Source organism: Bifidobacterium sp. LH_426, assembly GCF_056356875.1.
In genome coordinates, this window is the sequence record NZ_JBKEVB010000001.1 from 359,102 (window position 1) to 385,800 (window position 26,699).

Below are 26,699 nucleotides of genomic sequence, written 5' to 3' on the forward strand. Positions count from 1 at the left end.
ACTGTAGTCGCGTGACGCGCCGGATGCCTGCCGCCCTTCGGGAATCGGAAGACGATTGATCCGGCGATGTTTCGGCATGTTCCCGATCGCCGTTGCCGTATGATGACGGGATGCCTCCTCGTCGACGAGGATACGAGGATGTTCAAAGGAGAGAACCATGAAGAGGATCATCGCGGCCGTCGCCGCCATCGCGCTGCTCACCGGACTTGCCGCATGCGGCGACTCGGATGCGGCCGCGAACGCGCCGGCAAAGGCGGATTCGTCATCGAAGACGAAGACCCGGGAAGCGCCGAAACCGAAGCCGGCCGATCTGACCGGCACCTGGAAACAGACGAACTCGAACAGCGACGACACGTACATGCAGGCCACGGTCACATCCGATGCGATCAAGGTCGAATACATCATGCCGGACACGACCGCCCTGTTCTGGGCCGGAAGCTATGCCGCGCCCACCGAGTCGGGGGACTGGAAGTGGGATTCCGCGAATGACCACGACCAGACGCAGACCGCGTTGCTTGCATCGGGCGACGAGACGAAGACGTTCACCTACACGGATTCGTCGAAGGAACTGAGTTTCCCGATGACGATGCAGGGCGTGACCGCCACCATCAGAATGCAGAAGCAGTGACCGACGGCCCCTCCGTGTCGTAGGAGCCGCCACACTCTCATAACAGGGGAATAGTGGTGGTGGCGAGTTGTTCGTGATGCCTCGTAGGCGTCTTGGACGTGATCAAGGTCGAACGCGCCGGTGAACATGCGACCGGGATTGATCATGCCGGACAGCACGGCGGGCAGCAGCACCTCGCGATCATACGTGGCGACCGACGCGGGGCCGCCCCTCAGCCCGATGTTGCGCCAGAACAGGGCGTCCATGTCGATGTGCGCGTCATGCGGCACACCCACGCGTCCGACCGTGGAGCCGGGGCGCCCCACGCGCACGGCGGTTTCGACGGACTGGGCCGAGCCGACGCATTCGAGCACCGCGTCCGCACCGTCGCCGTCGGTCAGCTCCATCACGCGCGCCACGGCGGCATCGCCCCGTTCAGGCACGATGTCGGTCGCTCCGAACCGGCGGGCAATGGCCGCGCGGTCCTCGTGCCGTCTCATCGCGATGATGCGCGAGGCCCCGCGCATGCGGGCGAACAGTACGCCGGACAGGCCCACGGCGCCGTCTCCGAACACCACGGCCGTATCTCCGGGCCTGACCTCGGCCGAGACCGCCGCATGATAGCCGGTGGCCATCACGTCGGCCAGAGTGAGCAGCGAATTGAGCGTCGCATCATCGTACGATTTCGGGTTGCCGGGAACCTTCACCAGTGCGGTGTCGGCCTTGGCGGCACGCAGGTATTCGGCCTGATAGCCGGCATTGCCACCCGGTTCGGCGTTCATGCAGTTCGCCTCGAACCCGGCGCGGCAGGCGGCGCAATGCCCGCAGCCATGCGTGAACGGCACGACCACGAGGGCGCCGGGCCTGAGCGTGTGTACGTCGCCGCCGATCTCGTCGACGATGCCGATGGCCTTATGCCCAGTGAGGGAACCGTGCCGGCGCTGCGAAATGCCACGGAACCACCACAGGTCAGAGCCGCATACGCAGGCCTTGACCACGCGGATAATCGCGTCGTCCGGCTTTTCGATCGTCGGCCTGGTGACTTCCCGCACATCCATCCGTCCGGGTTCGGCGAATACCGCGGCCTTCATGCTGTTTGTCATGATGTTCTCCTTTGGATCGGAACCGATGCAATGAGTTGACGAACAAGTTCATCGTCTCCGTCGGACGCTGACGCCACGATATGCCCATGCGCAATGCATTACAAATATGATTTTTCTATCTCAATAGATAGAATTAATGCATATATTTTCGTTTTCAAAACCGGGAAGCTCGCATGGGACTCGCATGGAACTCAAAACGTTGCGTCATTTCATCACGGTCATGCAGGAAAGCTATGCCTGCGTAATCGGCCACGCCAAACCGGTCGACACGTCATGGGAATCGGGGCTGACATTCCGCCTACTCGACCCGCCGGTGCATACGAGACCGGCCGGTGCATGGAGAAACAAGCAGCCCCTCACCCCGGCGGCCACCGCGTTCCTGGATGAGCTACGTGCCGTGACGGCGGCATAGCACGCCATCGTCTGCCAGCTCACGTCGAATTTCCTGCGACGCGACCCCACACGATGGCGGTTGGTCGCAATATATGAGACGAGGGCTTGGAATCGCCGGAATCCCAAGGCCCTCGACGCTATGAAGCAATCACTTCTTAGACGTTGGGGGGAACTTGAACTCGACCGATTATTCTTCCTCAAGCAGACTGTTATTGCGAATCACGGGCGCATGTTCGATGGCGGGCTGCAACGCGTCGAGCTGGGTGGCGAGCTTCGACTCGTCCACCACGGGGATGTCAAGCAGCGTTCGGGCCGCGGCGTGCAGGTACTCGTTCAATGCTTCGATGCGGCCGTCCTCAAGCGGGTATGCCGAATCGTTCTCCAAAGTGACGTTCAATGCTTTGCGCAGCATCTCATGCTGTGCCACTCCCATGATGGACTCGCACTGATTGCGGAACGTCATGCGCGAGTTCGACGGCTGACGTTCCTCCAACACTTTCGGCGTCCACGCGCCACGTTCCCAATCGGAGCGCATATCGTTCTTGAACAGTGACATGTTGTGGTCGAACAAAGGTGCCGGGCCGAGGATACGACCGGTGGAGTTATCGCGCAGGAAGCCATGGTTGTTGGCGTGCCGGTCCTGGTTGACGATGAGCGCGTCAAACACCAGCATCGTGCGCATCGCCTCGAACGACTCCACAGACACGGCACGGGCGGCGGCGAGAACCTCAGGGAACGAGGCGAGCTGTGTGGCCGCGTAGAACGGCACGAACGACACATCCTTCGAGTTCATGGAAGGGCACACCGATGCTAGTTTGCCTTTCCAACGGGCGATACGGTAATCTACCGCGTTCACGCCGATCTTGCGTGCCAGCTGCGAGGCAAGATACTCGGAATACGGTTCCAACCCGGCGTTCGCATAACCCTCGGAACCGGCCTTCCATAATTCCAGACCGCTTCCCGTATGCCGCCACGCCTTCGGGAACTGCCCGTCCGTCGTCCACTCGCTCGACAGACCGATCGCATGCTTCTCACTCGACGTGTACCCCGTATACGCCACGATGGCGAGCGTCTCATCCAACGGATTGTCATACAGATTGATATCTGCGAACTTCAGATCCTCATCATCCCGCTCGACCCAGAACGAATCGTTGACCGACAGTCCCTTGCACAGGTCGATGATGCCCAGCGTATCCGCGATGTTCAACCCGGCCTGCGCGAGAATCTGGGCCGCGAACTCACGGTTCTTCGGAATGGTCCGTCGCTCCAGCCAAGTAGTGAGCTTCGCGTCATCCGGTTCCGGAGCCAACGGGAACGGGAGCAGCGTCCGCTTCGACTCGTCGAACCAACGGATACGGGCCTCGACCTTGCCCGCCAACAGGCCCGCACCATACGAAGCATCGAACTGGAGCAGCGGAACGTCATACAGACGCAACATGTAACTGGTCATATTCGCTCCTCCCGATCAGATACACACCAAACCCATCTCAACACGATCTGGTGCGGCGACGACTGAATACAGTATAGACGAGGGCCTTGGAATCGCTGGAATTCCAAGGCCCTCAGCGCTACCCGGCAATCACTTCTTAGACGTTGGGGAGAACTTGAACTCGACGAAGTCGCTATACGGCATCAGGCCGAAACCAGTTCGCCGTGAATGGCGTATTCATATGAGTGCTCGTACAAATATGTGGGAGAGATGTCGATGTCTCCATCACACCACGTCAGGATGCCACGATCGATTCGGAAGTCCTCGAACGTCTTTTCATCCCGCAGCGGGGCGAAAACGGGAACATCTTCATACATCTCAGTAAAATCGCATAGACGCGTCTCACCCGTGGAGAACGTCACCAACATGACATGGTCATCCGTGACGCGTGCCGACCGGACCTCCAGTTCCCGAGCGGGTTCATCCGCATACAGAATGCCGTTCACTTCAAACATGACGGGCTCCTCTCCTCACGAAAGCGGCTTGATACGGTCGAACGGACGTCCGGACACAGCCTCGTTCCAAGCCTTGTACAGCTCATCCTCATGTAACACGAGCCATGCCACCACTAGTTTGTATTGCTTGGCGGGAAGAGAACCAGCCAACAGTTCGCCATCGATGGCGATGGACGCCTTAAAGTCGCCGTAGTACACATGGACGTGCGGCTTGTGATGCTCGCTCTCATCCTGATACATCATGCGAACGATGATCCCGAAGAACCGACTCAACTCCGGCATACCGCACCTCCAATCCAACATCTCACATGAAGAAAGGGTCTGGCTCGAGTATATTCCCACAATAAGGCCATTGTCATCATCCCCGGTCAGGACCAGATGGTTGACTCATTGTTAACAGCAGCCTTCCACGCCTCCTTACAGCGCGCAATCCGGAAGGCTCTTCCATTTTCGGAGGCGCCGATGAAGTCTGCGAAAGCCTTAGAGCAGTGGAGCCCTATACAGACATAATACGTAACCTGTCATATCCGCCCCCAATCAGGTATGCAATGCACCGAGTCCATCACGACGCGATCCCCCCCATACGACAATAGCTATCTGCAGTACAGTCGAGGGCCTTGGAATCACTGGGATTCCAAGGCCATCGACACTATGGAACACTCACTTCTTAGCCGCTGGGGAGAACTTGAACTCGACGATGTCGCTATACGACATCAGGCTGTTTCTCCAGCAACAGGCCGTTCATACGGACAAGTCCCACTATCCGACTACGGCGTCGAGCGAGTCCACTGCACGCAGGGCGGTGGCCACGTCGGACGGAGTGACCTCGAACGGCATGTTGCCCATCGTGTCGTCCGGTGAGCAGGCCAGTTTGCCCACGCGCAGAAGGTCGGCGTCCGTAGCATCTGCGATGCCGATGTCGGCCAAGGTGGTTGGTAAACCGACCGCTCGGAAGAAGCCGAACGCCTCCTCGAAGTCTGTCATCGGCCGATCCTCCAGTACGAACTGCGCGAGAGTGCCGTATGCTACTTTTTCTCCGTGCAGATATGTATGCGTGCCTTCCAGCGCGGTCAGGCCGTTATGCACGGCGTGCGCCGCCGCCAGTCCGCTCGACTCGAAACCAATGCCGCTGAGCAGCGTGTTCGCCTCGACCACCTGTTCCAAGGCGCGCGTGCGCAGACCCTTACGCGCTGACGCCAAGGCCTTCACGCCGTCGGCGATGAGCAGATCGTGGCACAGGCGCGCCATCGCTTCGGCGGCGTTGGTGGCATGGCCACCGGCCATGGTGACCGCGTTCGATTTGATGCAGGCAAGAGCTTCGAAATAGGTGGCGTAGGCGTCACCGAAACCGGCCGTCAGGAGTCTGGCAGGCGCCTTGGCGATGACGTCCGTGTCCATGATCACCTTGTCCGGATTCTTGGGCAATGGCAGGTACCGGTCGAATTGTCCCTCGTCGGTGTACAACACCGAAAGCCGCGAGCATGGCGCGTCCGAAGACGCGGCCGTCGGCACGATGATGACCGGCAGCTCGGCGAAATGCGCCACGGCCTTGGCCGTGTCGAGCGACTTGCCGCCGCCGATACCGAGCACCACATCGCATTTGTCCAGCAGTTTCTGATGACGGTGGACCTCGGTCATCGAGCATTCACCGTCGAACGCCTCGTAATGATATGGAGTGTTCGAGGCATCGAAACTCGAAGTGATTCGATCGTGGTACATCCGGTCGATGAACGGGTCGACGATCAGATACGCGCCTGCTGAACCGAGTTCCACGTATTCCGAGGCGAGCGAGCCCAGAGCACCCTCCTGTTGGATGTAGCTGCCGGGCGAGCACAGCACTGTTCTCATGGTTACTCCTTACTTCATTGTTGGGTTGAGTGTTGTTGAAACAGCAGTCGAAGTTAGCATGCGACGCCGCGTGATTCCGCGCGCTTGAGCAGCATCAGCACGCCGACCGAACCCAGTGCCAGCACCGCGCCGAAGAGGCCGAGCCAACGCAGTCCCAGATGCGTCATGGCCAGTCCGCTGATGGTGGACCCCAAGGTTATGCCGATGTTGAATGCCATAGCGTTCATCGAAGAGGCCAATGTCATGGACGAGGGGAACCGCTCGACAGCGATGGCGGTATGCAGTACCTGCGACGGCGAATTCTGCAGGTACATGAGACAGGCCAGTGCGAGCAGATCCACGGCCCCGAGCGCCGGAACCATACTTGCGAACGGCAGCACGGCCAGGCAGACAGCCTGCAACAGGTACAGCGGGATCAGACCGATGATCGGCTGCGAGCCGGTGCCACGAGCCGCCAACTTGCCGCTGTACAAATTGGACCACAACGCCGCAAGACCGATCGCGGTCAACGCAAGACTCAGGTACCGCTCGGGGACGCCGATTTCCTCGGTGAGGATGGGGGAAAGATATGTGTAAAAGGAATACGTCGCCGCCGCCCCAAAAACGACCGCAAGCATGCCGTACCAGACCCGCACGTCGGTAAAGAGACGGAATTGTGGTAGGAAACGCGTGGCTCCGGTTGTATATGAGGCGCGTGGCAGGCAGCGCAGCATCGATATGATGACCATCACGGTCAGCAGATTGATCAGATGGAATGACCATCGCCAGCCGAACCGTTGTGCGATGAATGTACCGATCGGCACGCCGAAGACCGCGGCGATGGAGATGCCGGAGAAGATCCAGGACATGAACCGGGGCCGATCAGATGCGCCGACCAGATCCGGTGCGAACGTCATGGGCACGGCCACGAGCGGTCCGCTCACCGCGGCGATGACGATGCGCCCCACCAGCAGCATTGGATAATTCAGGGCAAAGGCGCACAGGACATTGCCGGCCAAGAAGATGCCCGTCATCGCCATCAAGGCATGGAAACGATTGAATTTCGCGGATACGGCCGCTCCGATTGGAGTCATCGGCGCGTATACGAGCGCGAAGGCGGAGACCAATGAACCGATGGCCGCCAACGAAACGCGAATGTCCGAAGCAATCGGCTGCATGACGCCAACCACGATGAACTCGCTCAGTCCCAGCAAAAACGCCAATGCGATAAGCGTGACGACCGGCACCGTGAAGAACCGGGATCCACTTCGCGTCCTCGTGGCATCCACTATGAGCATCCTTTCCTGAATGGCATGATTAACTATCGAAATAAGGTGAACATGACTATCGATATGTTCACATCACTCACCTAGAAACTACTGTTATGATAGCGATACAAACTTGATGAGATACGAGACGAACCATCACTATAGTTTCCATTACTATGGAAATCGTGACAACAATGACTGCCAAGCGAACGATTGATCAGACCTTTCCGAAGAGTTCCAATCCTCTGACCATTTTCTCCGATCTTTCGGAAACTCCGCACTACAATCTGCCGGGATTGCCGATGTACGCGAGACGTGACGACATGCGTCGCTATGGCTTCCGCATGGCGTGCCATTGGCATCGCGACCTGGAATTCATCCATGTTCTCAACGGCCATCCACGCGTATTCGTCAACGGCGCGCTCATTCCGTTGCATGCAGGCGAAGGCATCTTCATCAACTCGCGTCGCATGCACTATCTGGTATGCGACGACGGCGACGATGCCGGATTCGTCTCGGCGGTGATCGACGCATCACTGCTAGGCGCGATGTACGCGCCGATGGCGGCCGCCATGCTGAAGCGCATGGGCGACGACAATCCTGATTACGTCGTACTCGACTCAACCTGCGAACGGGACCGCACATTGCTGTTCGGCATCGACGAGCTCGAGCGACTGTTGTCCCGGTGCGAAAGGCAACAGGAGACAGGCGATGCGCTGACGGTACTGCCGGCAGTCGCCCAGTCTGCGCACTTGTGCTTTCTGGCGTTGGAAAGAATCAACGAAGGAACCATTGCCGCCGAACCCAAGACGGTGGACCAAAGGACCTCGGAATATCCAACTCCTTCATCGGCACATGCCGCGGCAAACAATCCGGGGCCTGAGTTCAGATCTTTCCTGCTTATGATGGCCTTCATCCGCGCCAACGCATCACAAAAGATCACCCTTGACGACATCGCGCGAGCCGGTATGGTCGGCCGTCGCGTTTGCTGCGAACTGTTCCGCACATATGCCGGACAGACGCCGATCGACTACCTGACCGACTATCGCCTTGGCAAGGCCCGCGAGTTGCTGTCCGAGGGAACCATGTCCATCAAGGAGATTTCACAGGCATGCGGCTTCTCGTCACCCGCCTATTTCAGTTATGTGTTCCGACGGCACATGGACGCCACCCCACGCCAGTGGCGAGATCGAGAGCTGGCAACATGAGGACGCAGAGCAGTGGCCGGCAACTGCTCCGCCATTCGCAGCGAACGGCAGCAAAGCCAACCTCAACATACAAATACACAAATAAGGGCCTTGGAATCACGGGAATTCCAAGGCCCTCGACGCTACGCGGCAATCGCTGTCGCGATTACTTGCTCACATTGAACTTGAACTCGACCTTTTCGCCTCACTGTGGCAGAAAACCAATCATGTTCGGTAGCAGTTCGGGACGGAGAGACTTGCGTCGGCCGCCGACAGGCGGGCCTCACTCCCGTTGCACGAGCCTGCCGATGATGCGGGCCGAGACCTCGGTGACGGATTCCCTGCTGTACGGCCCTTCGGCCGCGAGCGCGCGCATGGCGTACATCGCCCCTCCGATGACGAAGGTGAGGAGGATGTCCTCTTCCTCGGTGGTGTCTTCCGTCAGATAGAACTGCCGCAGATGTCGTTCTATCTTGTCGTACAGCACGTCCTGTCTGCCGCGAAACAGTATGTCTATGGCGTCTTTTCTCGTGTTCATGGCCGCCGGCACGTTTCCGAGGAAGATCAAAGGGTCGGTGAGCAGCTTGTCCTTGTACGGAAACGCCTCGAAGCATTCATCAAGGACCATGTCCTCAAGTTGGTCCGACAGGTCGAACACGTCGGTGTAGTGATGATAGAACGTCGACTTGTTGATCAGGGCCTCCGCGCAGATGTCGCGCACCCTGACCCGCTCCAGCGGTTGGGTGCGTCGCAATGCCAGGAAGGCCTCACGGATCGCCTTTCGGGTTTTGACAATACGTAGATCCTCCGCCATGCGCGGTCCCTTCGTTTTCGTATCCATGTGGGCGGTGTCGATAAGCGACATTTTCGTCCATCGGTCGCATATGCTCCCTGCGACGATTTCCGTCGGTTGAAGATATACAACTTTGGTCGCTAAATAGACATTAGACCAATAACCAACCACGGTCAAATTGCAGCGGTACGGCCGAAATCAGCGCCGGACCTTCGACGGAAAGGAACCTGTTCCTATGGGATTGACCCGAAAACAACGCATTACGGTCATCGTACTGTTGACGGGCACGGTGCTCGCCATTCTCGACCTGTCGTTTCTGTCTCCGGCGTTGCCGTCCATCATGGAGGACTTCAGCATCGACGCGACCACGGCTCAGTGGCTGTCGAGCGCGTATTCGCTGGTCGAAGCGTTGATCATCCCACTGTCGGCATACCTGCTCGGACGTTTTTCGACCAAGCGCCTGTTCGTCGCCGCGATGGGCATATTCTCCGCAGGAAGCCTGCTGGCCGCGTGGGGGCCGAATTTCGCAGTCCTGCTCGTCGGCCGCGTCTGCCAGGCGGCATGTACCGGAATTCTGCTGCCCATGGTGATGACCGAGATCGTACTCATCTTCCCTCGCGAACGACGCGGGACGGCCATGGGTCTGATCGGCTTATTGGTGGGATTCGCGCCGGCGATCGGTCCGACGGTGTCCGGTCTGTTGATCGATTCCGTCGGCTGGCATGCGCTGTTCCTTATCGTCGGCGTACTCGGCATCATCATTCTCTGCGTCGCAATGGTGGTGCTTGAGACCAAGGAGACGGCCACTCGGACGCCGTTCGACGCCTTGTCCGTGGCATTGTCGTCAATCGGACTGCTGTGCATACTGTACGGCTTGTCGACGTTCGCATCGGCCGACAATACCGCCGTCATCATCTTCCTCATCGTGATCGGCGCCGTTCTCATCGCGTTGTTCGTCGTTCGCCAGTTCAGGCTTGAGCAGCCCATGCTTGACATGCGCGTATTCCGTTCCCGCAGGTTTTCCAGTTCCGTCGCCGTCATCGCACTCACGCAGGGCGTGTATCTCGGCATCGGCACCGTGCTGCCCCTGTTCGTTCAGATCGTCAGAGGCGAATCCGCCGTGATGAGCGGACTCGTCGTGTTGCCCGGCGCTCTGCTCAGCGCGGCGATGGCACTGGTATCCGGCAAACTGTACGACCGGTTCGGCGTGCATGTCCCGGCTCGGGCAGGCAGTATGTGCACCCTCGCCGGCATCGCACTGCTTGCCACGATGCCGATGGACACCAGCATGCCGGTCGTCGCCATCGCCTACGCCCTGTGCTCGGTAGGCGTGCAGTTGATCATCACGCCCTGCAACACATGGGGCATCAATTCGTTGAGCAATGCTCTCGTGCGTCATGCGAATGCCGCCGCCCAGACCTCAAACCAGATCAGCAATTCCTTCATGGTCGCGCTGATCATATCGTTCTCCGCGCTATCCTCCGTGATCGCGCCCACGGCCACGGAACTCGAAGCGGCATACTACGGCGACAAAATCGCGTTCATCGCCGCCGCGGCGATTCTGCTGGCGCTGGCGGCATTCATCGCGATCTTCATCCGTGACCGCGAAACCGACACCATCGTCGAATAGGAAATATTCGGACAGTCGTCCAAAAGGACACACGCCAACCGAATCACATCAGCTGTCCTCCATTACAAATCCCATCACAGAAAGGAACACCATGACCGATACCACCAACAGCAACGCACCGTTGCTTGACATCAACGGAAGCGACATCCTGTTCAAACCGGCGAACCCACTGAATCAGGCCAAACCTCCGATTCCTCCATTGGAGACGCGAACCGTCCTCTACCGGGAGGGGAGCGTCAACGCCAAGGGAGCCATGAAGCTGCCGATTGACATCGAATGTCTGGAGGACATCCCGATCGAGCTGCGCGACGGCACGGTCATCTACGGTGACCTATGGCGCAGGCAGGGCGACACCCGCACCCCGGTCATTCTCGTCTATTCGCCCTACAGCAAGCGCGGAGGCCCGTTCAACGCCAACTACGATGTGACCAGCACCGGGTTCCCCAAGGATCAGGTATCCGGTCTGCAACGCTTCGAATCGCCAGATCCGGCATACTGGTGCAGGTATGGATATGCGATCTGCGTGGTGGACGAGCGGGGCATCGGTCACTCCGGCGGCGACATGTACTTCATGGGCACCCAGGCCGGACGGGACGTGCATGACACCATCGAATACATCGCGAGCCAGGACTGGTGCACCGGCAAGGTATGCATGATGGGCAATTCACAGCTCGCCATGATCCAATGGGCCGCCGCAGCCGCCAAACCGGCCCATCTGGCCGCGATCGCCCCGTGGGAGGGCCTCACCGACGAATACCGCGACGTGGTGTGCCGTGGCGGCATCCCCAACGGCACGTTCCACGACATCGACATCGTCGGATTCCTGTACGGGCAGAGCCGATTCGAGGATGTGACCGGCATGCTCGAACAGCACCCGCTCGTGGACGACTACTGGACCGACAAGATCCCCGATCTCGAACACGTCACCGTCCCCGCCTATGTGGTGGCCAGCTGGACGCATCCGATCCACACCCGCAGCACACTCTCCGGATTCAAACGACTCGGATCGAAGGACAAATGGCTGCGCATCCACGACACCCACGAATGGGGCGACCTCGACACCCGGGAGAACTGCGACGACCTGCGTCGCTTCTTCGATCACTATCTCAAGGGCATCGACAACGGCTGGGAGCAGACGCCGCGCGTACGCTATTCACGGCTTGACGTGGGGGCCAAACACAACCTGTTCTCCACGGCCGACGACTACCCCTGCGTACGGACCGAAACGATGGAACTGCACCTGGACGCCTCGGACGGCACCATGAACGAGCAGCAGGCCGCACTGGAATCCAGCGCCGAATACGATGCCGTCAGCCGTGACATGAACGCCGTCGCGCGTTTCGAATACCGGATTCCCCGGGACATGGAAATCCACGGGCCGCTCAATGCCCGCCTATGGATGAGCACCGACGCCGGCGACGACATGGATCTGTTCGCCCAGCTGTACAAGAAGGATGCGAAGGGCAAAGTGCTGTACCACGTGGTCTTCCCCGGCTTGGAGAAGAAACTGCGCATGATGATAGCCCTCACGCCGAAGGGCAAGCAGCTGCCCGGCGGACCGATCTACGTTGGCCCCAACGGCCGACTGCGCGCATCGCACCGCGAACTCGACACGAAGCGATCGACGCCGACCGAGCCGTACATGACCTACACGAACCCGCAGCCGGTCACCCCGTTCGTACCGGTGCAGGTCGATCTGGGATTGTGGCCGACCGATATGCTCCTGCATGAAGGAGAGACCTTGGTGCTGGAAATCGGCGGACACGCTTGCGGTCCGGTGGCCGAGGCCCGCGCCAGCGACGAGGCGCCGGACGCACAGCTGCCCACCGTCAATCAGGGCAGGCACACCGTGCATACGGGCGGCGTCTACGACAGCGTCCTGCTCATGCCGATCGTGAAACCGTGACATCGGATCAAACTCTGAAAAGCTCCGCATGACGGAAAACCAAGGGCCTTGGAATCACTGGAATTCCAAGGCCCTTTGCGCTATGAAGCAATCACTTCTTAGACGTTGGGGAGAACTTGAACTCGACCGGCTTGCCCTTCTGCAACAGTCGCTCGTTTCCACGCATTGATCTCAGTCATCCGCCGCGACAGCGAGTCTGATGGCAATGTACCGGTATTCCTGAGTAAGACCACGCGAAACCCCACGAGTCGGGATGCACGCCGGATGAACAACGCCTTATCACCCTTGGTGTTGGCGCCCTCGGCGATGGGGTCGCCTGTCCGGAATGGCGGATATGAGTTGAGACATGGAGACCTCACATGCCGATCCGCCGCCCGTTGCGTCTAAGCCGCGGGACGACGTCGAGTCTGCCATCGAGCGCGCGCTCATCGATCTGCTCAACGAAGGCGCCGATCCATCCGGCCCGGCGGGACGCGTCGAGCTGCCATCGGTCAAGACGCTATGCGCGAAAGCGTTCGTGGCGCGCAGCACGTTCTATGCGCACTACCACCACGTTGGCGAGGTGCTCGAGACGTTGGAACGTCGACTGGTGAGGGACCTCGAGGAGCTGAACGAGCCGCTGACCGTCAGGGATGCCGATGGCGGGGATGCGCACGGAGCAGCGCGCGTCACGCTCATGCCCACGCTGGACTACATCCGGGCCAACGAGGATGCGTTCCACGCGCTGCTCGTCTCGGCGCCCGACGTTCGGTTCATTGAACGATGGAAGGACGCCATCAAGCGGCAATGCAGACTGCGGATGACCGACGGCGGTGAGGCGTCACGGGCGGAAGGTCCGCGCCGTCCCACCGTCAACCGCGAGTTGATTCTGGAGATCGTCGCCTCATCGATGGTGTCGGCCACCACGTTCTGGCTGCACGACCCATCCAAGGTACACGAGCAGGGAGTGGACGGAATCGTCAACACGGTGTTCGGCGCGCTGGACGCACTGATCGTGCCGTGACGTGCGCCGTTTCAGCTCAGCAGGATCGTCTCGGGACGATTCGCCGTGTCGTGGCAGGCGATCGACCGCACGCATAGCGGCGACAGGCTCTGCTCGCGTATCCATTCGAGCGAGGAGCGCTGCGCGTGACGGTCGTAGACGATGCCTGACGTAACCATGTCCCTCCATGATCGCGTGGCGTAGCCGCCGTCGGCGAACAGCAGTACGTACCGGCCCGACGGCGCCGTGATCTTCATGGCCACCTGACCGTCGGTGTGGCCGGGGATGTTGATGAGCTGCACGCTGCGGTCGCCGAACAGGTCGTAGGATCGTCCGGCGGGGCCCTCATGGTCGTTCCAGTCGTACAGGTCGAGGTCGATTCCCCTCCACCACGAGGCATTGAAGCGCACGAGGCTGTTCGGGAACCGCGTGGCGCACCGCATCTCGTCCCTGGATATCATGATGCGCCGGGCGTTCCTCACGCCGCGCAGTCCATTCGCGTGGTCGCAATCGAGATGGGAGATCGCCACCACGTCGAGATCAGCCGGGGACAGGCCCTGCGCGGCCAGTTGCTCAGGCACGGTCATCCCCGTACCCACTACACCCTGGTTGACCCGGTACAGGGACCATGAGCCGAGAGAGCGGATCTGCGCCCCACGGTCGTAGACGCCGTCCGGGCTCATGTCCCGGCCCCAGCCGGTGTCGAACAGGATACGGCCGTGCGGCGTGGTGACGAGGAACGCGCACACGGGCAGCCATATGCGCTTGGACGCGGGCACGAAAAAACCCGAACCGCGGACCAGTCCGCACCCGTTGCCGAAAGGCAGATCCGGTGAGACACGAACACGGCCGGCCACCATAACCTGAATGGAGATTGCTGAGTTGTTGGCACTGTTGTTGGTCATGGCTCCATTACAGAACGCCGTGTGATGGAGAGGCTTCGTTTCGCGCTACACAAAACGCGATTATGTCCACGATTGGCACCTGTGGCTTTCTCTCCGATCCAATCGTCCGTCACACCGGGCGCAGACCCCGGCGATGCACCGTTCCCAACACAGACCACGCCGCAACGGCCAGCGCTCCCCATTTGACGAGGGCCTTGGAACCGCTTGGATTCCAAGGCCCTCGACGCTACGCGGCAATCGCTGTCGCGATTACTTGCTCACATTGAACTTGAACTCGACGATGTCGCCGTCCTGCATGACGTAGTCGCGACCTTCCTGGCGGAGCTTGCCCTCCTCCTTGATGACGGCCATCGAGCCGTCGGCGGCGACGAAGTCGTCGTAGGAGACGATGTCGGCCTTGATGAAGCCCTTTTCGAAGTCGGTGTGGATCACGCCGGCGGCCTGCGGGGCGGTGAAGCCCTTGTGGATCTGCCAGGCGCGCACCTCCTTTTCGCCCGCGGTCAGGAACGTCTGCAGGCCGAGCACGTCGAAGCCGACGCGGGCCAGCTGGTCGAGGCCGGACTCCTTGAGACCAGCGTCCTCGAGCATCTCGCGGGCGTCCGCCTCGTCGAGCTCGGTCAGATCGGCCTCGAACTGGGCGTTGAGGAACACGGCGGGCGCGGGGGCGACGGACGCGGCGAGCTTCGCCTTGAGCTCGTCGTTGGCGAGCTCGTTGTCGTCCACGTTGAACACGTAGATGAACGGTTTGGCGGTCATCAGGTGCAGGTCGTAGACGGAGTCCTTGTCGAAGCGGCCTTCGCGCGCCGCCTTGTCGAGCGTCTCGCCGCCTTCGAGGATGGTCTTGGCCTGCTTGACGGCCTCCATGTATTCGGGCTCGATCTTCTTGCCCCTGAGGTCCTTCTCCAGCTTGGGCAGCGCGTTCTCGATGGTCTGCAGGTCGGCGAGGATCAGCTCGGTGTTGATGGTGTCGATGTCGTCGGCCGGATCTACCTTGCCGTTGACGTGGACGATGTCGTCGTCCTCGAAGGCGCGCACGACCTCGCAGATCGCGTCGGCCTCGCGGATGTTCGCGAGGAACTTGTTGCCGAGGCCCTCGCCTTCGGAGGCGCCCTTGACGATGCCGGCGATGTCGACGAACGTCACGGTGGCGGGCACGATCTTCTCCGTGTGCACCAGCTTGGCGAGCACCGGCAGGCGGTCGTCCGGCAGCGGCACGACGCCCGTGTTCGGCTCGATGGTGGCGAACGGGTAGTTCTCGGCGAGCACGTTGTTGCGGGTCAGTGCGTTGAACATGGTGGACTTGCCGACGTTCGGCAGTCCGACGATTCCGATAGTTAGAGACATGCCCTCCAGTCTAAGGGCGAAAGCGACAACGCCGGGAGGTCTGAGACGCCGCCCGTGCCGCCGTGTCCATGATTCACTTCGGACTATCCGATAGCGGGGTATAAGCAGACTTCATAACGACGGTCGAGTGCGTCATGTCCGTCGTCGGCCGCGATGTTCGGTTCGTCGTCCGGTTTTCGTTGGAAACATTGCTTTTCCTGAGGTCGTGCTAGCTTGTCGTGATTGTTCCGACAGTATGTGGGATAGTTTTGATTGTGAGATAATGATTGAAAATGTTTCATATTTGGTAGAATCGGCGCGTTCGTTCCCCATTATTCTTATGGGTAACGAATGAATCGGCCCTGCGGAACCGAGACAAGAGAAGAAACGAACCGCAAGAGAGAATCGCACACCAGCGAACCACACATGACCATGACATCCATGCAAACCAAGACCAGGGAAGGAGGGCGGCAGTGAGCTGGGAAGTCATCCAACAGGCGCTTCCATTGTTCGAGAAGGCGTTCGTCCTGACGCTCAGGCTCTCCGCCGTCAGCGTCGTGCTCGCCACGCTGCTCGGGCTCGTGCTCGCCCTGCTGCGCGAATACCGCGTGCCCGTCCTCGCCCAGATCAGCACCGTGTTCCAGGAGCTGTTCCGCAACACCCCGCTGCTCATCCAGCTGTTCTTCCTGTACTACGGACTGCCGTCCATCGGCGTCAAGTGGAGCGCCGAGACCTGCGCGGTCGTCGGCATGTCCATCCTGGGATCCGCCTACATGTGCGGCGCGTTCGAAGGCGGCTTCACCGGCATTCCGCGCGTGCAGAACGAATCGGCGCGCGCCCTCGGCCTGTCGCCGCTGCAGATGATCCGCCACGTCACCCTCCCGCAGGGACTGACGCGCAGCGTGCCCGCCGTCGCCGCGAACGTGATCTTCATGGTCAAGGAGACGTCCGTGTTCACGGTGATCGCCGTGCCGGAGCTCACCAACACGGCGCGCGACCTGATCGGCATGTACTACCGCAGCGACGAGTACCTGCTCATGCTGGTCGTCGCCTACGCGATCATCCTGATCCCGCTGTCCGTCATCCTCACGCTCATCGAAAGGAGGGTCCGTCGTGGAACCTTTGGCGATAACTGACGCCGCGGGCGCCGCGTACGTCACCGCGGCCTCCGGTGCGAGCGTCATCTTCACGGGGGACAACCTCACGCGACTGCTGTCCGGCCTCGGCACCTCGGTGACGGTGGCGGGCCTCGCGCTCCTCGTCGGCATCCCGCTGGGCATCGTGCTCGGCGCGCTGCGCATCCTGCACAACCCGGTCCTGCGCGCCGTCCTGCGCCTCTACCTCGAGTTCTTCCGCATCGTGCCCACGCTGGTCATCCTGTTCCTGTCCTACTACATCCTGCCGCGCGAACTCGGCGTGCAGGTGGACGGCGTGACCGTCGCCGTGGTCGCCTTCGGCCTGTGGGTGGCGGCGGAGATCAGCGACATCGTGCGCGGCGCCCTCATCTCCGTGTCCGACCACCAGGTCGACGCGGGCAAGGCGCTCGGCATGAACGGGCTGCAGATCCTGTGGTACGTGCGCATCCCGCAGTCCATCAACCTTATGGTGCCCGCCACCATCAACCTGGCCGCCCGCGTCATCATGACCACGTCGCTGCTGCTGCTCATCAGCGTCATCGACGTGATCACCGTCGGCCAGCAGATCATGGAGGCGAACCGCATGACCCATCCGGACGCCGCCTTCTGGGTGTACGGATTCATCTTCTTCCTGTATTTCATCATCTGCTGGCCGCTGGCGATGATCGCCAAGGTCCTGGAGAAGCGAGCCAAGGAGCGTAACAATGGCTGAAGCCGACAACGAAACCACCGCCACGGGCGAGGAGCCGCTGCTGTCCGTGCGCCATCTGCGCAAATCCTACGGCGACTATGAGGTGCTCAAGGACGTGAGCTTCGACGTGAAGCGCGGCCAGGTGCTCGTCCTGCTCGGCCCGTCCGGTTCCGGCAAGTCCACGCTGATCCGCTGCCTCAACGGTCTGGAGACCATCCAGGGCGGCGAGATCCGCTTCAAGGGCGAGGTCGTGCCGAACAACAACGAGAAGGCGTGGCGTCGCCTGCGCAACGAGATCGGCATGGTGTTCCAGAGCTACGACCTGTTCCCGAACCTCACGGTCGCGAAGAACATCGAGCTCGGCCCCACCAAGGTGCAGAAGCGCCCCAAGGCCGAGGTCGACGAGCAGATGGACAAGCTCCTCGCGGACGTGCAGCTGTCCGAATACAAGAACGCGTACCCGCGCGAACTGTCCGGAGGCCAGAAGCAGCGCATCGCCATCGTGCGCGCGCTCGCCATGAACCCCGAGCTCATGCTGTTCGACGAGGTCACCGCTTCGCTTGACCCGGAGATGGTGCGCGAGGTCCTCGAGCTCATGCTGCGCCTCGCCAAGCGCCATATGACGATGATCGTCGTCACGCATGAGATGGAGTTCGCCCGCCGCGTGGCGGACACCGTCATGTTCCTCGAGAACGGCGTGATTCTCGAACGCCAGTCCGGTGCCGACTTCTTCACCAACCCGGAGACCGACCGCGCGAGGAACTTCCTCGACAGCATGTCGCCCGTCGGCGACGAGTGACGAGCGCCGACACCCCCGATACTTCCAACCTGTCATCAATCCAAGAGAGAGGAGAACCATCATGTTCAACCTGAAGAAGATCGCCGCCGGCGTGCTCGCCGCGGCCACGCTGATCTCCGTCGCCGCGTGCGGCAACGGCCCCGACCCGGCGGCCGGCGGTTCGTCCGCGTCCGGCCAGCAGGGCCAGACCGTCGAGCAGATCAAGAAGGCCGGCAAGATCCGCATCGCCACGTTCGGCGACCTGCCGCCGTACGGCTACGTGAAGAACGACGGCACCCGCGCCGGCTACGACGTGGCGCTCGGCAACCAGGTCGCCAAGGACCTGGGCGTGAAGGTCGAGTGGGTGCAGGTCAACGCGGACGGCCGCGTCGACTCCCTGAAGTCCGACAAGGTCGACCTCGTGCTCGCCAACTTTACCGTCACCGACGAGCGCAAGCAGGTCGTCGACTTCGCCAGCCCGTACATGAAGGTCTCCATCGGCGTCGTCTCCCCGACGAGCGCGAAGATCACCAGCGCCGACGACCTCAAGGGCAAGGACCTGGCCGTGACCAAGGGCACGACCGCCGAGACCTACTTCACCCAGAACTACCCGGACGTGAACCTGCAGAAGTTCGACTCCAAGACCCAGCAGTTCCAGGCGTTCAAGGACGGCCGCGTCGCCGCCCTCGCCGACGACAACACGTACCTGTACGCGTGGGCCAAGGACAACCCGGGCTACACCGTCGGCATCAAGACCCTGGGCGACGAGTCCACGATCGCGCCGGCCGTGAAGAAGGGCAACAAGAGCCTGCTCGACTGGACCAACAAGGAGATCAAGACCCTCACCGACGACGGCTTCTTCGAGAAGGCGTACGAGAGCGAGCTCGCCCCGAGCTTCACCTCCGACATCAAGCCCGAGGACGTCATCATCAAGTGACGCGATTGAGTGACGCATCGGCGTCGAAGATCGCATGAACAAGGCGGAAGGCTCCGGTCCGAGACCGGGCCTTCCGCCTTTCGCATATCCGCAAGGCCGTCCACGCCGACCGGCTCCCAGCCCGTCGCAAGGTTCCGGCGAACAAACACGTGGCATAATCGGGGGCATGCGAATCGTCATCCAGAAAGTCTCCCAGGCGAGCGTCGACGTGGTCAACGAGCTCGGGACCGTCGACCCCACGTTCGAGCCGCAGCAGATCGGCCACGGCTACATGATCCTCGTCGGCGTGTCCGACGCGGACGGCGACGCCGAGATCGCCTGGCTCGCCCATAAGGTATTGAATCTGCGCGTCTTCGAGGACGAACATGGCAAGATGAACCGCTCCATCCAGGACGTCGGCGGCGCGATCCTGTCCATCTCCCAGTTCACCCTCTACGCGGACGTGCACAAGGGAAACCGTCCCAGCTTCATCAAGGCCGGCAGGCCCGAACACGCGGACCTCATGTGGATCCGCTTCAACGAGGCGCTGCGTTCCGGCGGCGTTCCGGTGCGCGAGGGCCGTTTCGGCGCGCACATGCGCGTCGGCCTCGTCAACGACGGGCCGGTCACCATCGTCATCGACACCGAGACGGACATGCCGCACAAGGCGTGACCGGCCGCGTCCGGACCGCCCGGTCCGTCCACGCCATCCATCAGACATTCGAAAGGAAACCCATGTTCCCAGCCATCGACCTGACCGACGTCGACCTCAACGGTCTCGACCTGTCCGTCTTCGACCGCATCGCCGTGTGGTACGGGAGCCTGCCCGCCGAGGTGCGCACGTGCCTGACCGTCGCCATCGGCGCGGCCATCGCCTACGTGGTCTTCAGGATCGTCGTCAGGCTCATCAAAGGCATCATCGCGTCGGTCATCGCCGCCGTGCTCGCGTTCCTGCTGACCACCGTGCCCGGCAACATGCTGCTCTCCCAGGCGTACGACCGCGTCGAGCAGCAGGTGACGACCGGTCTCGGCCGGTGAGGTGAGGGGAAGCGCATGCGGGTCTTCGATTTCGATGGGACCATCTACGACGGGGAGAGCCTGTTCGACCTCTACCTGTTCAGCGCACGCTACGACGTGAAGGTGTTCCGCCATCTCGCCCCCGTGCTGCGCTACGCCGCCAAATACAAGCTGGGGCGTGCCACGCTCGAGCAGATGGAGCGTGGCGTGGGCGATGTGGCGCGCAAATACCTCCACGACCTGTCCACGTCGAAGGGCGTCGACGCGTTGCGCGTGAGCGCCCTGAACGACGCGGCGAAGGCCGGGCTCGGCAACGACATCCTCGCCGCCGACGCCTCGGTGGTCGGCGCCGACGACCTGACCGGCGGACTGAGGTCGCTGGTCAGCGCGTTCTGGGACCGCAACATGCGCAAGATCAAGCCGTGGTACGAGCCGCGGCCCGATGACGTGATCCTCACCGCCTCGTTCGACGTGACCGTGGGGGAGGCGTGCCGCAGACTCGGCGTCAGGCGTCTCATCGCCTCCACCATCGACCCCGCGACCTTCGAGGTCACGTACCTCAACTTCAACACGAACAAGCCGAAGCGTCTGCGCGAGGTGCTGGGCGCGGACGCCGTCATCGACGAGTTCTACACGGACAGCGCGTTCGACCAGCCGATGATCGACATGGCGCGCAAGGGGTTCATGGTCAAGGGGGACGCCATCACGCGGGTGAAATGATCGGCCGATCCGGCCGATCCGGCGAGGAGCCCGCGACGGCGTGTCGCGGCTTGCCCTTCAAGCGCTTCAGGTGCGTACGGTGGGAGCCGTCGACACGATGTGAAGTCGCGAATCGAACGACGATGATGATGAAGGAGACGATCATGAGCGAGACGATGAAGGCCGCGATCTTCGTGAAGCCCGGCGAGATGGCCGTGCGCGAGGTGCCGAAGGCGCGCGTCGAACAGGACACGGACGCCCTGGTGCGCGTGGTGCGCGCCTGCGTGTGCGGCTCCGACCTGTGGTATTTCCGCGGGCTCTCCCCGCATCCCGAAAACAGCCAGATCGGCCATGAGGCGATCGGCGTGGTCGAACAGGTGGGCGCGTCCGTCACGACCGTCGCGCCCGGCGACTTCGTCGTGCTGCCGTTCCCGTACAGCTGCGGCAAATGCCCGGTGTGCGAGGCCGGCTTCGAGTCCGTGTGCCCGCACGGCGGCTACTTCGGCGCCAGCCAGGCCGAATACGTGCGCGTGCCCGAAGCGGACGGCACGTGCGTCAAGGTCCCCGGCTCCCCGGAGGACTATGACGACGAGACGCTCGCCTCGCTCCTGACCATCGCCGACGTGATGTCCACCGGCTATCATGCCGCCGTCTCCGCCGAGGTCAAGCCCGGCGACACGGCCGTCGTCATGGGCGACGGCGCCGTCGGCCTGTGCGGCGTCCTCTCCGCGAGGATGCTCGGCGCGACGCGCATCATCGCGATGAGCCGCCACGAGGACCGCGCCGCCCTCGCCCGCGAATTCGGCGCGACCGACGTCGTCGCCGAACGCGACCAGGCCGCCGTCGACAAGGTGCTCTCGATGACCGGCGGCTACGGCGCGGACGCGGTGCTCGAATGCGTCGGCTCCAAGCAGTCGTTCGACACGGCCATCGGCCTCGCCCGCCGCGGCGCCGTCATCGGCCGCGTCGGCCTCCCGCACGACGTCGAGATCAGCGCCGAAGGCACGTTCTACGGCAACATCGGCATCAAGGGCGGCCCTGCGCCCGTGCGCCACTACGACCTCGAGTCCGGTCTGCTCGACGCGGTCGTGAACCACGGGATCGACCCCGGCCGCGTGTTCACCGGCGTCTACGACCTCGACCACATCCAGGAGGCGTACGAGGCGATGGACCAGCGCAAGGTCATCAAGTCGCTCATCCGCTTCTGACGCGCCAAAGTCCCGGCCGACCCGAACGCCACGGCCGGAGCCGACCGAAACGCGAATGGCCGCGTGCCGCCCCACCGAACCGGGGCGGCACGCGGCCATTGCGTATGATGGGTGGCAGCGCGGAAGGAGAACACGTCATGGCGGTACCCGAAATCGAACGCCGATGGATCGGCAAGTTCCAGGAGAACCTGTCGATCATACGCAAGGTCGCCGGATGGACCACGCAGGAGCTCGCCGACGAACTCGGCGTGGCCAGACAGACCGTCTCCAACCTCGAGACCGGCAAAACGCCGATGAGCAAACTCCAATACCTCGCCCTGCGCACCGTGTTCAACGCGGAGATCGCCGAACACGACAACCGCGACCTCGCCCGCGTCATCACCACGCTCGTCGACGAGCCGCTGCGCGGCGAGGCGGACGGCGATGACGCGACGAACGGCGAGACGACGGTCAATGACAAAACGACGGACGGCGACGACATTCCGGACAACGCCGGACGCGCGCCGTCGCCGGACGCGGCGCGCTCGCGCATCGCATCCGGCGACGCGACGACGTCACGTGCCGCGGCGAAGAACGTGCACGTGACGCCCGGTGCCGCCATGCGCATCCTCACCGTCGTGACCGGCGCGCTCGCCAGCGGCGCCGCGGCGGGCGCGCTCACGTTCCTCATGTTCCCCGACGGCGGTCTCGGCAAACGCTGAAACGCCGTCTCCTCGTATTTCCTCAATAAGCCGAGGTACGTTCGCGATTACTGGCCGTCCTGCCGGTGCGTCATCGCTTGGAGATGGGCGATGAGCCGGTCCGACGGGTCGTGCCGTGCCGTCAGGCCCGGTGATTCCGCTCCAGCAACAGCATGGTGATGACGGATGCGGTGAGCCCGGCGACCGTCACTGTCAAACCGACCGTAATGGCGGTTCTCCAACGTTCGCTCATGGTTGCCTTTCCTTCCCGTGCGCATGACATGCCATTGTGCGCCCTTTTCAATGTAATCCAATGTGGAAATGTAATCAAATTAGCGTTATGTCATTAAAATGGCTTTTTATGGGAGGTGTGGATTCCGCCGGGAAGACGAGATCACGCCGCTCATCCATCATTACGACCGGATGGGCGGCATCCCTCAGTCGTCGACTGAATCGGCGGCGAGAAGATCCGGGACATGTCGTGGCGGTCCTACGGACGGCCGACCCGGCCGATAGGATGGAAGACACGGCAACGACGACGAGGAAAGGAAACCAGACGATGGCCAATCTATTCGGCAATCTCGGCAAAGGAATCGGCGATCTTGCCGGCAAAGCGGGGAAGATCGCACAGGACGCGGGGAATCAGGTAGGTCAGGCGGCGAAGTCCGTCGGCGACGGGGTCGGCAAGGCGGCCGGCGATGCGATGAAGGTCGCGGCGAATCTCGGCGATGGCGTCGGCAAGGCAGCCGGCGCGGCGGGGAAGGCCATCGGCGAGACCGCCGGAAAGGCCTCCCAGGACACGCAGAAACTCGCCCAAGGCGTCAAAGGCGGCATCGACAGCGTCGATTTGTTCAACTCGCGTCTGAGGCAGCAGGCCGTGGACGACTACAACCATACAGTGGAACGCTACGAGAAGACCGCGGAGAAGTTGTCCGACAACACCAAGGCCCTGTACGACCTGCGCAGACTCGCGATCGTGCACGTCAAATACGTCGAGCAGCACATCAACCAGCTGGCGAACACGCCGAAGGAGTTCGCCGTCGACCTGAAGAAGATCGCCGTCGAAGTGGAGACCTTCGAAAACAAGGAACAGGAGATCAGACAGGCCGAGCACCAGGCCAAGGCCGCCGAGGGCGGTGCGGGAGCCGGCGCCACACTCGGCGCCCTGGGACTGGCGGTGGCGACGATGGGCCCGACCGCCGCGATGGGCGTGGCCACCACGTTCGGCGTCGCCTCGACCGGGACCGCGATCTCCGCGCTGTCCGGCGCGGCGGCGAACAGCGCCGCATTGGCCTGGCTCGGCGGTGGCGCGTTGGCCGCGGGAGGCGGCGGCATGTCCGCCGGCACGGCCCTCCTGGCTCTTGCAGGTCCCGTGGGCTGGACCATCGCCGGCGTGGCCGGCGCCGCGGCGGTGGGTTCGGGCATCTTCGCGAGCCAGAAGAACAAGGAAGCGGCGGACAAGCTGGTCGGCGAGCGTCAAGGCGTGGAGAAGATGATCCGCCGGTTCGACGGGATGAACGCCGAGGTCAAGGCCCTGGCCGATACGACACGGACCCAGATCGACGGGGTGGAACAGGCCAACAAGGCGGTGACCGGCACCGACTACAGCCGGTTCACCAAGGACGAGAAGATGCGGGCCGGATTGCTCGTCAACGCGACGCTGACCCTCGCGCAGCTCATCAACAAGGAGCTGAAGCTCGATGACTGACCGCAGGATCGTCGACCTCAACGTCGGACAGGGCATCGCGGCATACGTCGACTGGCTGAACCGGATGCGCCTGTCCGAGCTGGCGGCGTCGTTGGGGGAGATCCTGGCGCAGGAGAACGATTCACTCAAGGTCATGGACGGCCGGCTCGCCGAGGCGCTGCGCCATATCGATGCCGCCAAGGCGGACGTGGCGGAACAGGTCATCGACGCGAACCGCGGCGGCGACAGAGGGTTGCACGGGTTCATCGCCGAATTCGCCGAGACCGGCATCGCCAACGCCCGACGGGCACTCGACGGATTGACCGAGTCGACGGTCCTGCTGAACGACAACGGCCCGGCCGATCTGCTGGTCGACGGTCGCGCCGTGCAGATGAAGTTCTATGCGAACCTGCGTCATGAGATCGAGGCCGCCGCACGCTACCCGCAGATGGACATGATGTTCTCCAAGGACCATGTGGCGGCGTATCGGTCCATCATGAACGGAGACAAGGAGGTGCTCCTCGACGGCCAGCGGCTGAGCGACCGCACGGTCGAGAGCATCCGCAGACTGATCGAAGACGAGAGCGAACGTCGCGGCGTGCCGTGGGACGAGTGGATGCGTCCGTCGAAACTCGACTACGGCCAGGTGCAGAAAGGCGCGATCGACCGGACGTTCGCGCAGGAGGCCGAGAACCTCGACCGAAGGGCCGCGGAACGCAAGGAGCGGATCCGGGAGGACGCCGACGAACGACGCGCGACCGCCCAAGACAAGGCCCGCCCGAACCTCGGCGAGGCCCATAAGGCCGCCGGCGTGGCAGCCGCCATGCAGGGCGGCGTGAACCTCGGCATGTTCATCTACGAACGTCACAGGGAAGGCAGGGAGATCTGGCAGTTCACCGCCGACGACTGGAAGGCGTGCGGGCTCACGACCGCCGAAGGCGCGCTCAAGGGAGGCGTCTCCGGCTACGCGGTGTACGGCCTGACCAACGTGTGCCGGCTGTCCGCCCCCAGCGCCGGCGCCATCGCGGCGGGGACCTTCGGACTGATTGACGCGGTCATCAGATTCAGATCCGGGGAGATCGACGACGACGGATTCCTCAACCTCGTGACGATGAACGCCATCGACGCGACCGGTGCCGCCGTCGGCGCGGCGGTCGGGCAGGCGGTCATCCCCGTTCCGGTCGTAGGCGCCCTGATCGGATCGATCGCGGTCTCGACCGCGCTTCGGCTCGGCAAGGACGTGCTGAACAGACGCGAGCGCGCGCTGCTGGACGACTATCAGGCGCGGATGGACTCGTTCATCGCCGACCTCGACGAGCGTCACGCCCGCGCTCTGCGACGACTGATGGCCGAATACCGAAAGCTCGGCGACCTGCAGCGCTACGCGTTCGACCTTGACGTGAACGTGCGGCTGCGGTTCGAGGGATCAATCGAGCTGGCGAGGGCCACGGGCGTATCCGAGGAGGAGATCCTGCACGACGAATCGGAGATCGACGACTTCTTCCTGATGTGATGTCAGGGAAGAGCGATGCGGAACGATACAAGGAGACACGGCAATGAACGCAACGGGAGGGGAGCGGCGGCTCACTGAGGAACTGCTGGACCGTCTGCTCGCCAGCGGCAGCATCGACGCGTACCTCGACGAGGAACGCCCACGCGACTACCGGCTCGTCGACTACCTGAGGTTCCTCTTGGACCGTCACGGCCTCAAACGCGCCGACGTGGCGCGCGCCTCCGGCATCAACCCCACCGTCGTCTACGACGTGTTCTCCGGCAAAAGCCGCCCCGGCCGCGACCATGCGATCCGGCTCGCGTTCGGCCTCGGCTGCGACCTGCGCGAGACGCAACGTCTGTTGCGTCTCGCCGGCGTATCGGAACTGTGGTGCCGGCAACGCCGCGACGCGATCGTCATCTGGTGCATCACGAACGGCCTCGGCCTCGCCGCCACCGACGACGAGCTCTACCGGTTCGACGAGCCGACGCTCACGCCGCGGGACTGAGCGGGAACGGGAGCGACTG

Annotated in this window: 26 protein-coding genes and 1 pseudogene; 18 read left to right on the top strand and 9 right to left on the bottom strand. The window is 62.3% G+C overall.

The features are described from left to right. The first annotated feature begins 157 nt into the window (after positions 1-157). The gene (locus AC1AYD_RS01495; protein ID WP_476501808.1) at positions 158-628 is read left to right on the top strand and encodes a hypothetical protein; all 471 of its coding nucleotides are present in this window, start codon (positions 158-160) and stop codon (positions 626-628) included. 77 nt (positions 629-705) lie between these two features. On the opposite strand, the pseudogene AC1AYD_RS01500 reads toward AC1AYD_RS01495, so the two are convergent. Then, positions 706-1,710 (bottom strand): annotated as a pseudogene (locus tag AC1AYD_RS01500) (zinc-binding dehydrogenase); the annotation flags it as partial. A gap of 184 nt (positions 1,711-1,894) precedes the next feature. On the opposite strand from AC1AYD_RS01500, the gene AC1AYD_RS01505 reads away from it, so the two are divergent. Then, a complete protein-coding gene (locus tag AC1AYD_RS01505; RefSeq protein ID WP_476501807.1) occupies positions 1,895-2,122 on the top strand; it encodes a hypothetical protein in 228 nt (75 codons plus the stop codon). Between the two features lie 168 nt (positions 2,123-2,290). Here the strand turns inward: AC1AYD_RS01505 and AC1AYD_RS01510 are convergent, their stop codons facing one another. From AC1AYD_RS01510 to AC1AYD_RS01530, 5 genes are all read right to left on the bottom strand, one after another. Beyond that, on the bottom strand, positions 2,291-3,553 hold the full coding sequence (locus AC1AYD_RS01510) for a HipA family kinase (protein WP_476501806.1): 1,263 nt from the start codon (positions 3,551-3,553) through the stop codon (positions 2,291-2,293). Positions 3,554-3,735: 182 nt separating this feature from the next. Beyond that, complete coding sequence (locus tag AC1AYD_RS01515; RefSeq protein WP_476501805.1) at positions 3,736-4,047, bottom strand: DUF2442 domain-containing protein; 312 nt, start codon at positions 4,045-4,047, stop codon at positions 3,736-3,738. Between the two features lie 15 nt (positions 4,048-4,062). After that, positions 4,063-4,329, bottom strand: a complete 267-nt coding sequence (locus tag AC1AYD_RS01520) for a DUF4160 domain-containing protein (protein WP_476501804.1) — start codon at positions 4,327-4,329, stop codon at positions 4,063-4,065. Positions 4,330-4,806: 477 nt separating this feature from the next. After that, positions 4,807-5,895, bottom strand: a complete 1,089-nt coding sequence (locus AC1AYD_RS01525) for a glycerol dehydrogenase (RefSeq protein ID WP_476501803.1) — start codon at positions 5,893-5,895, stop codon at positions 4,807-4,809. 53 nt (positions 5,896-5,948) lie between these two features. After that, complete coding sequence (locus AC1AYD_RS01530; RefSeq protein WP_476501802.1) at positions 5,949-7,172, bottom strand: MFS transporter; 1,224 nt, start codon at positions 7,170-7,172, stop codon at positions 5,949-5,951. A gap of 146 nt (positions 7,173-7,318) precedes the next feature. Here AC1AYD_RS01530 and AC1AYD_RS01535 point away from each other — a divergent pair, with 146 nt between their 5' ends. Beyond that, positions 7,319-8,350: an AraC family transcriptional regulator gene (locus AC1AYD_RS01535; protein ID WP_476544554.1), complete on the top strand. Its 1,032-nt coding sequence runs from the start codon at positions 7,319-7,321 to the stop codon at positions 8,348-8,350. Positions 8,351-8,612: 262 nt separating this feature from the next. Here AC1AYD_RS01535 and AC1AYD_RS01540 read toward each other — a convergent pair whose 3' ends face one another. Then, on the bottom strand, positions 8,613-9,143 hold the full coding sequence (locus tag AC1AYD_RS01540) for a TetR/AcrR family transcriptional regulator (protein WP_476501800.1): 531 nt from the start codon (positions 9,141-9,143) through the stop codon (positions 8,613-8,615). Positions 9,144-9,357: 214 nt separating this feature from the next. On the opposite strand from AC1AYD_RS01540, the gene AC1AYD_RS01545 reads away from it, so the two are divergent. From AC1AYD_RS01545 to AC1AYD_RS01555, 3 genes are all read left to right on the top strand, one after another. Further along, the gene (locus AC1AYD_RS01545) at positions 9,358-10,752 is read left to right on the top strand and encodes a DHA2 family efflux MFS transporter permease subunit (protein WP_476501799.1); all 1,395 of its coding nucleotides are present in this window, start codon (positions 9,358-9,360) and stop codon (positions 10,750-10,752) included. A gap of 91 nt (positions 10,753-10,843) precedes the next feature. After that, positions 10,844-12,658: a CocE/NonD family hydrolase gene (locus tag AC1AYD_RS01550; RefSeq protein ID WP_476501798.1), complete on the top strand. Its 1,815-nt coding sequence runs from the start codon at positions 10,844-10,846 to the stop codon at positions 12,656-12,658. 346 nt (positions 12,659-13,004) lie between these two features. Beyond that, complete coding sequence (locus AC1AYD_RS01555) at positions 13,005-13,661, top strand: hypothetical protein (protein ID WP_163196203.1); 657 nt, start codon at positions 13,005-13,007, stop codon at positions 13,659-13,661. A gap of 11 nt (positions 13,662-13,672) precedes the next feature. Here the strand turns inward: AC1AYD_RS01555 and AC1AYD_RS01560 are convergent, their stop codons facing one another. Both AC1AYD_RS01560 and ychF read right to left on the bottom strand, forming a co-directional pair. After that, positions 13,673-14,419 carry an N-acyl homoserine lactonase family protein gene (locus AC1AYD_RS01560; protein ID WP_476501797.1) on the bottom strand — a complete coding sequence of 249 codons (747 nt, stop codon included), beginning with the start codon at positions 14,417-14,419 and terminating at the stop codon, positions 13,673-13,675. Between the two features lie 375 nt (positions 14,420-14,794). Beyond that, positions 14,795-15,889, bottom strand: a complete 1,095-nt coding sequence (gene ychF / locus AC1AYD_RS01565; protein WP_476501796.1) for a redox-regulated ATPase YchF — start codon at positions 15,887-15,889, stop codon at positions 14,795-14,797. Positions 15,890-16,341: 452 nt separating this feature from the next. Between ychF and AC1AYD_RS01570 the strand changes: the two genes are divergently transcribed. The 12 genes from AC1AYD_RS01570 (at position 16,342) to AC1AYD_RS01625 (ending at position 26,680) form a co-directional block, all read left to right on the top strand. Next, the gene (locus tag AC1AYD_RS01570) at positions 16,342-17,004 is read left to right on the top strand and encodes an amino acid ABC transporter permease (RefSeq protein WP_476501795.1); all 663 of its coding nucleotides are present in this window, start codon (positions 16,342-16,344) and stop codon (positions 17,002-17,004) included. Further along, entirely contained in the window at positions 16,982-17,716 is a 735-nt protein-coding gene (locus AC1AYD_RS01575) for an amino acid ABC transporter permease (protein ID WP_476501794.1), read from the top strand. The genes AC1AYD_RS01570 and AC1AYD_RS01575 overlap by 23 nt, the downstream gene beginning before the upstream one ends. Then, on the top strand, positions 17,709-18,494 hold the full coding sequence (locus AC1AYD_RS01580) for an amino acid ABC transporter ATP-binding protein (protein ID WP_476501793.1): 786 nt from the start codon (positions 17,709-17,711) through the stop codon (positions 18,492-18,494). Before AC1AYD_RS01575 ends, AC1AYD_RS01580 begins: the two co-directional genes overlap by 8 nt. A 61-nt stretch (positions 18,495-18,555) precedes the next feature. Then, entirely contained in the window at positions 18,556-19,410 is an 855-nt protein-coding gene (locus AC1AYD_RS01585) for a transporter substrate-binding domain-containing protein (RefSeq protein WP_476501792.1), read from the top strand. A 166-nt stretch (positions 19,411-19,576) separates the two neighbouring features. Then, positions 19,577-20,062 carry a D-aminoacyl-tRNA deacylase gene (dtd, locus tag AC1AYD_RS01590; RefSeq protein ID WP_476501791.1) on the top strand — a complete coding sequence of 162 codons (486 nt, stop codon included), beginning with the start codon at positions 19,577-19,579 and terminating at the stop codon, positions 20,060-20,062. Positions 20,063-20,124: 62 nt separating this feature from the next. Further along, entirely contained in the window at positions 20,125-20,427 is a 303-nt protein-coding gene (locus AC1AYD_RS01595; RefSeq protein WP_476501790.1) for a hypothetical protein, read from the top strand. Between the two features lie 15 nt (positions 20,428-20,442). Then, positions 20,443-21,126, top strand: coding sequence for an HAD family hydrolase (locus AC1AYD_RS01600; RefSeq protein ID WP_476501789.1), 684 nt, complete (start codon positions 20,443-20,445; stop codon positions 21,124-21,126). 143 nt (positions 21,127-21,269) lie between these two features. Continuing rightward, positions 21,270-22,313 (top strand): zinc-dependent alcohol dehydrogenase family protein, encoded by a 1,044-nt coding sequence (locus AC1AYD_RS01605; RefSeq protein WP_476501788.1) that lies wholly within the window; start codon positions 21,270-21,272, stop codon positions 22,311-22,313. 137 nt (positions 22,314-22,450) lie between these two features. Then, positions 22,451-23,014, top strand: a complete 564-nt coding sequence (locus AC1AYD_RS01610; RefSeq protein ID WP_476501787.1) for a helix-turn-helix transcriptional regulator — start codon at positions 22,451-22,453, stop codon at positions 23,012-23,014. A 538-nt stretch (positions 23,015-23,552) separates the two neighbouring features. Next, on the top strand, positions 23,553-24,701 hold the full coding sequence (locus AC1AYD_RS01615) for a hypothetical protein (protein ID WP_476501786.1): 1,149 nt from the start codon (positions 23,553-23,555) through the stop codon (positions 24,699-24,701). Further along, positions 24,694-26,193, top strand: coding sequence for a hypothetical protein (locus AC1AYD_RS01620; RefSeq protein WP_476544555.1), 1,500 nt, complete (start codon positions 24,694-24,696; stop codon positions 26,191-26,193). Before AC1AYD_RS01615 ends, AC1AYD_RS01620 begins: the two co-directional genes overlap by 8 nt. Positions 26,194-26,236: 43 nt before the next feature. After that, complete coding sequence (locus tag AC1AYD_RS01625) at positions 26,237-26,680, top strand: helix-turn-helix domain-containing protein (protein ID WP_476544556.1); 444 nt, start codon at positions 26,237-26,239, stop codon at positions 26,678-26,680. The last annotated feature ends 19 nt before the right edge of the window (positions 26,681-26,699 follow it).

Excerpts from the sequence above, each read along its gene's own strand:
- AC1AYD_RS01620 (WP_476544555.1), top strand. The coding sequence starts at position 24,694 with ATGACTGACCGCAGGATCGTCGACCTCAACGTCGGACAGGGCATCGCG.
- AC1AYD_RS01535 (WP_476544554.1), top strand. The coding sequence starts at position 7,319 with ATGGAAATCGTGACAACAATGACTGCCAAGCGAACGATTGATCAGACC.
- AC1AYD_RS01540 (WP_476501800.1), bottom strand. The coding sequence starts at position 9,143 with ATGGCGGAGGATCTACGTATTGTCAAAACCCGAAAGGCGATCCGTGAG.
- AC1AYD_RS01610 (WP_476501787.1), top strand. The coding sequence starts at position 22,451 with ATGGCGGTACCCGAAATCGAACGCCGATGGATCGGCAAGTTCCAGGAG.
- AC1AYD_RS01555 (WP_163196203.1), top strand. The coding sequence starts at position 13,005 with ATGGAGACCTCACATGCCGATCCGCCGCCCGTTGCGTCTAAGCCGCGG.
- AC1AYD_RS01550 (WP_476501798.1), top strand. The coding sequence starts at position 10,844 with ATGACCGATACCACCAACAGCAACGCACCGTTGCTTGACATCAACGGA.
- AC1AYD_RS01520 (WP_476501804.1), bottom strand. The coding sequence starts at position 4,329 with ATGCCGGAGTTGAGTCGGTTCTTCGGGATCATCGTTCGCATGATGTAT.
- dtd (WP_476501791.1), top strand. The coding sequence starts at position 19,577 with ATGCGAATCGTCATCCAGAAAGTCTCCCAGGCGAGCGTCGACGTGGTC.
- AC1AYD_RS01530 (WP_476501802.1), bottom strand. The coding sequence starts at position 7,172 with ATGCTCATAGTGGATGCCACGAGGACGCGAAGTGGATCCCGGTTCTTC.
- AC1AYD_RS01580 (WP_476501793.1), top strand. The coding sequence starts at position 17,709 with ATGGCTGAAGCCGACAACGAAACCACCGCCACGGGCGAGGAGCCGCTG.
- AC1AYD_RS01495 (WP_476501808.1), top strand. The coding sequence starts at position 158 with ATGAAGAGGATCATCGCGGCCGTCGCCGCCATCGCGCTGCTCACCGGA.
- AC1AYD_RS01585 (WP_476501792.1), top strand. The coding sequence starts at position 18,556 with ATGTTCAACCTGAAGAAGATCGCCGCCGGCGTGCTCGCCGCGGCCACG.
- AC1AYD_RS01605 (WP_476501788.1), top strand. The coding sequence starts at position 21,270 with ATGAGCGAGACGATGAAGGCCGCGATCTTCGTGAAGCCCGGCGAGATG.
- AC1AYD_RS01545 (WP_476501799.1), top strand. The coding sequence starts at position 9,358 with ATGGGATTGACCCGAAAACAACGCATTACGGTCATCGTACTGTTGACG.
- AC1AYD_RS01625 (WP_476544556.1), top strand. The coding sequence starts at position 26,237 with ATGAACGCAACGGGAGGGGAGCGGCGGCTCACTGAGGAACTGCTGGAC.
- AC1AYD_RS01505 (WP_476501807.1), top strand. The coding sequence starts at position 1,895 with ATGGAACTCAAAACGTTGCGTCATTTCATCACGGTCATGCAGGAAAGC.
- AC1AYD_RS01515 (WP_476501805.1), bottom strand. The coding sequence starts at position 4,047 with ATGTTTGAAGTGAACGGCATTCTGTATGCGGATGAACCCGCTCGGGAA.
- AC1AYD_RS01510 (WP_476501806.1), bottom strand. The coding sequence starts at position 3,553 with ATGACCAGTTACATGTTGCGTCTGTATGACGTTCCGCTGCTCCAGTTC.
- ychF (WP_476501796.1), bottom strand. The coding sequence starts at position 15,889 with ATGTCTCTAACTATCGGAATCGTCGGACTGCCGAACGTCGGCAAGTCC.
- AC1AYD_RS01595 (WP_476501790.1), top strand. The coding sequence starts at position 20,125 with ATGTTCCCAGCCATCGACCTGACCGACGTCGACCTCAACGGTCTCGAC.
- AC1AYD_RS01600 (WP_476501789.1), top strand. The coding sequence starts at position 20,443 with ATGCGGGTCTTCGATTTCGATGGGACCATCTACGACGGGGAGAGCCTG.
- AC1AYD_RS01615 (WP_476501786.1), top strand. The coding sequence starts at position 23,553 with ATGGCCAATCTATTCGGCAATCTCGGCAAAGGAATCGGCGATCTTGCC.
- AC1AYD_RS01525 (WP_476501803.1), bottom strand. The coding sequence starts at position 5,895 with ATGAGAACAGTGCTGTGCTCGCCCGGCAGCTACATCCAACAGGAGGGT.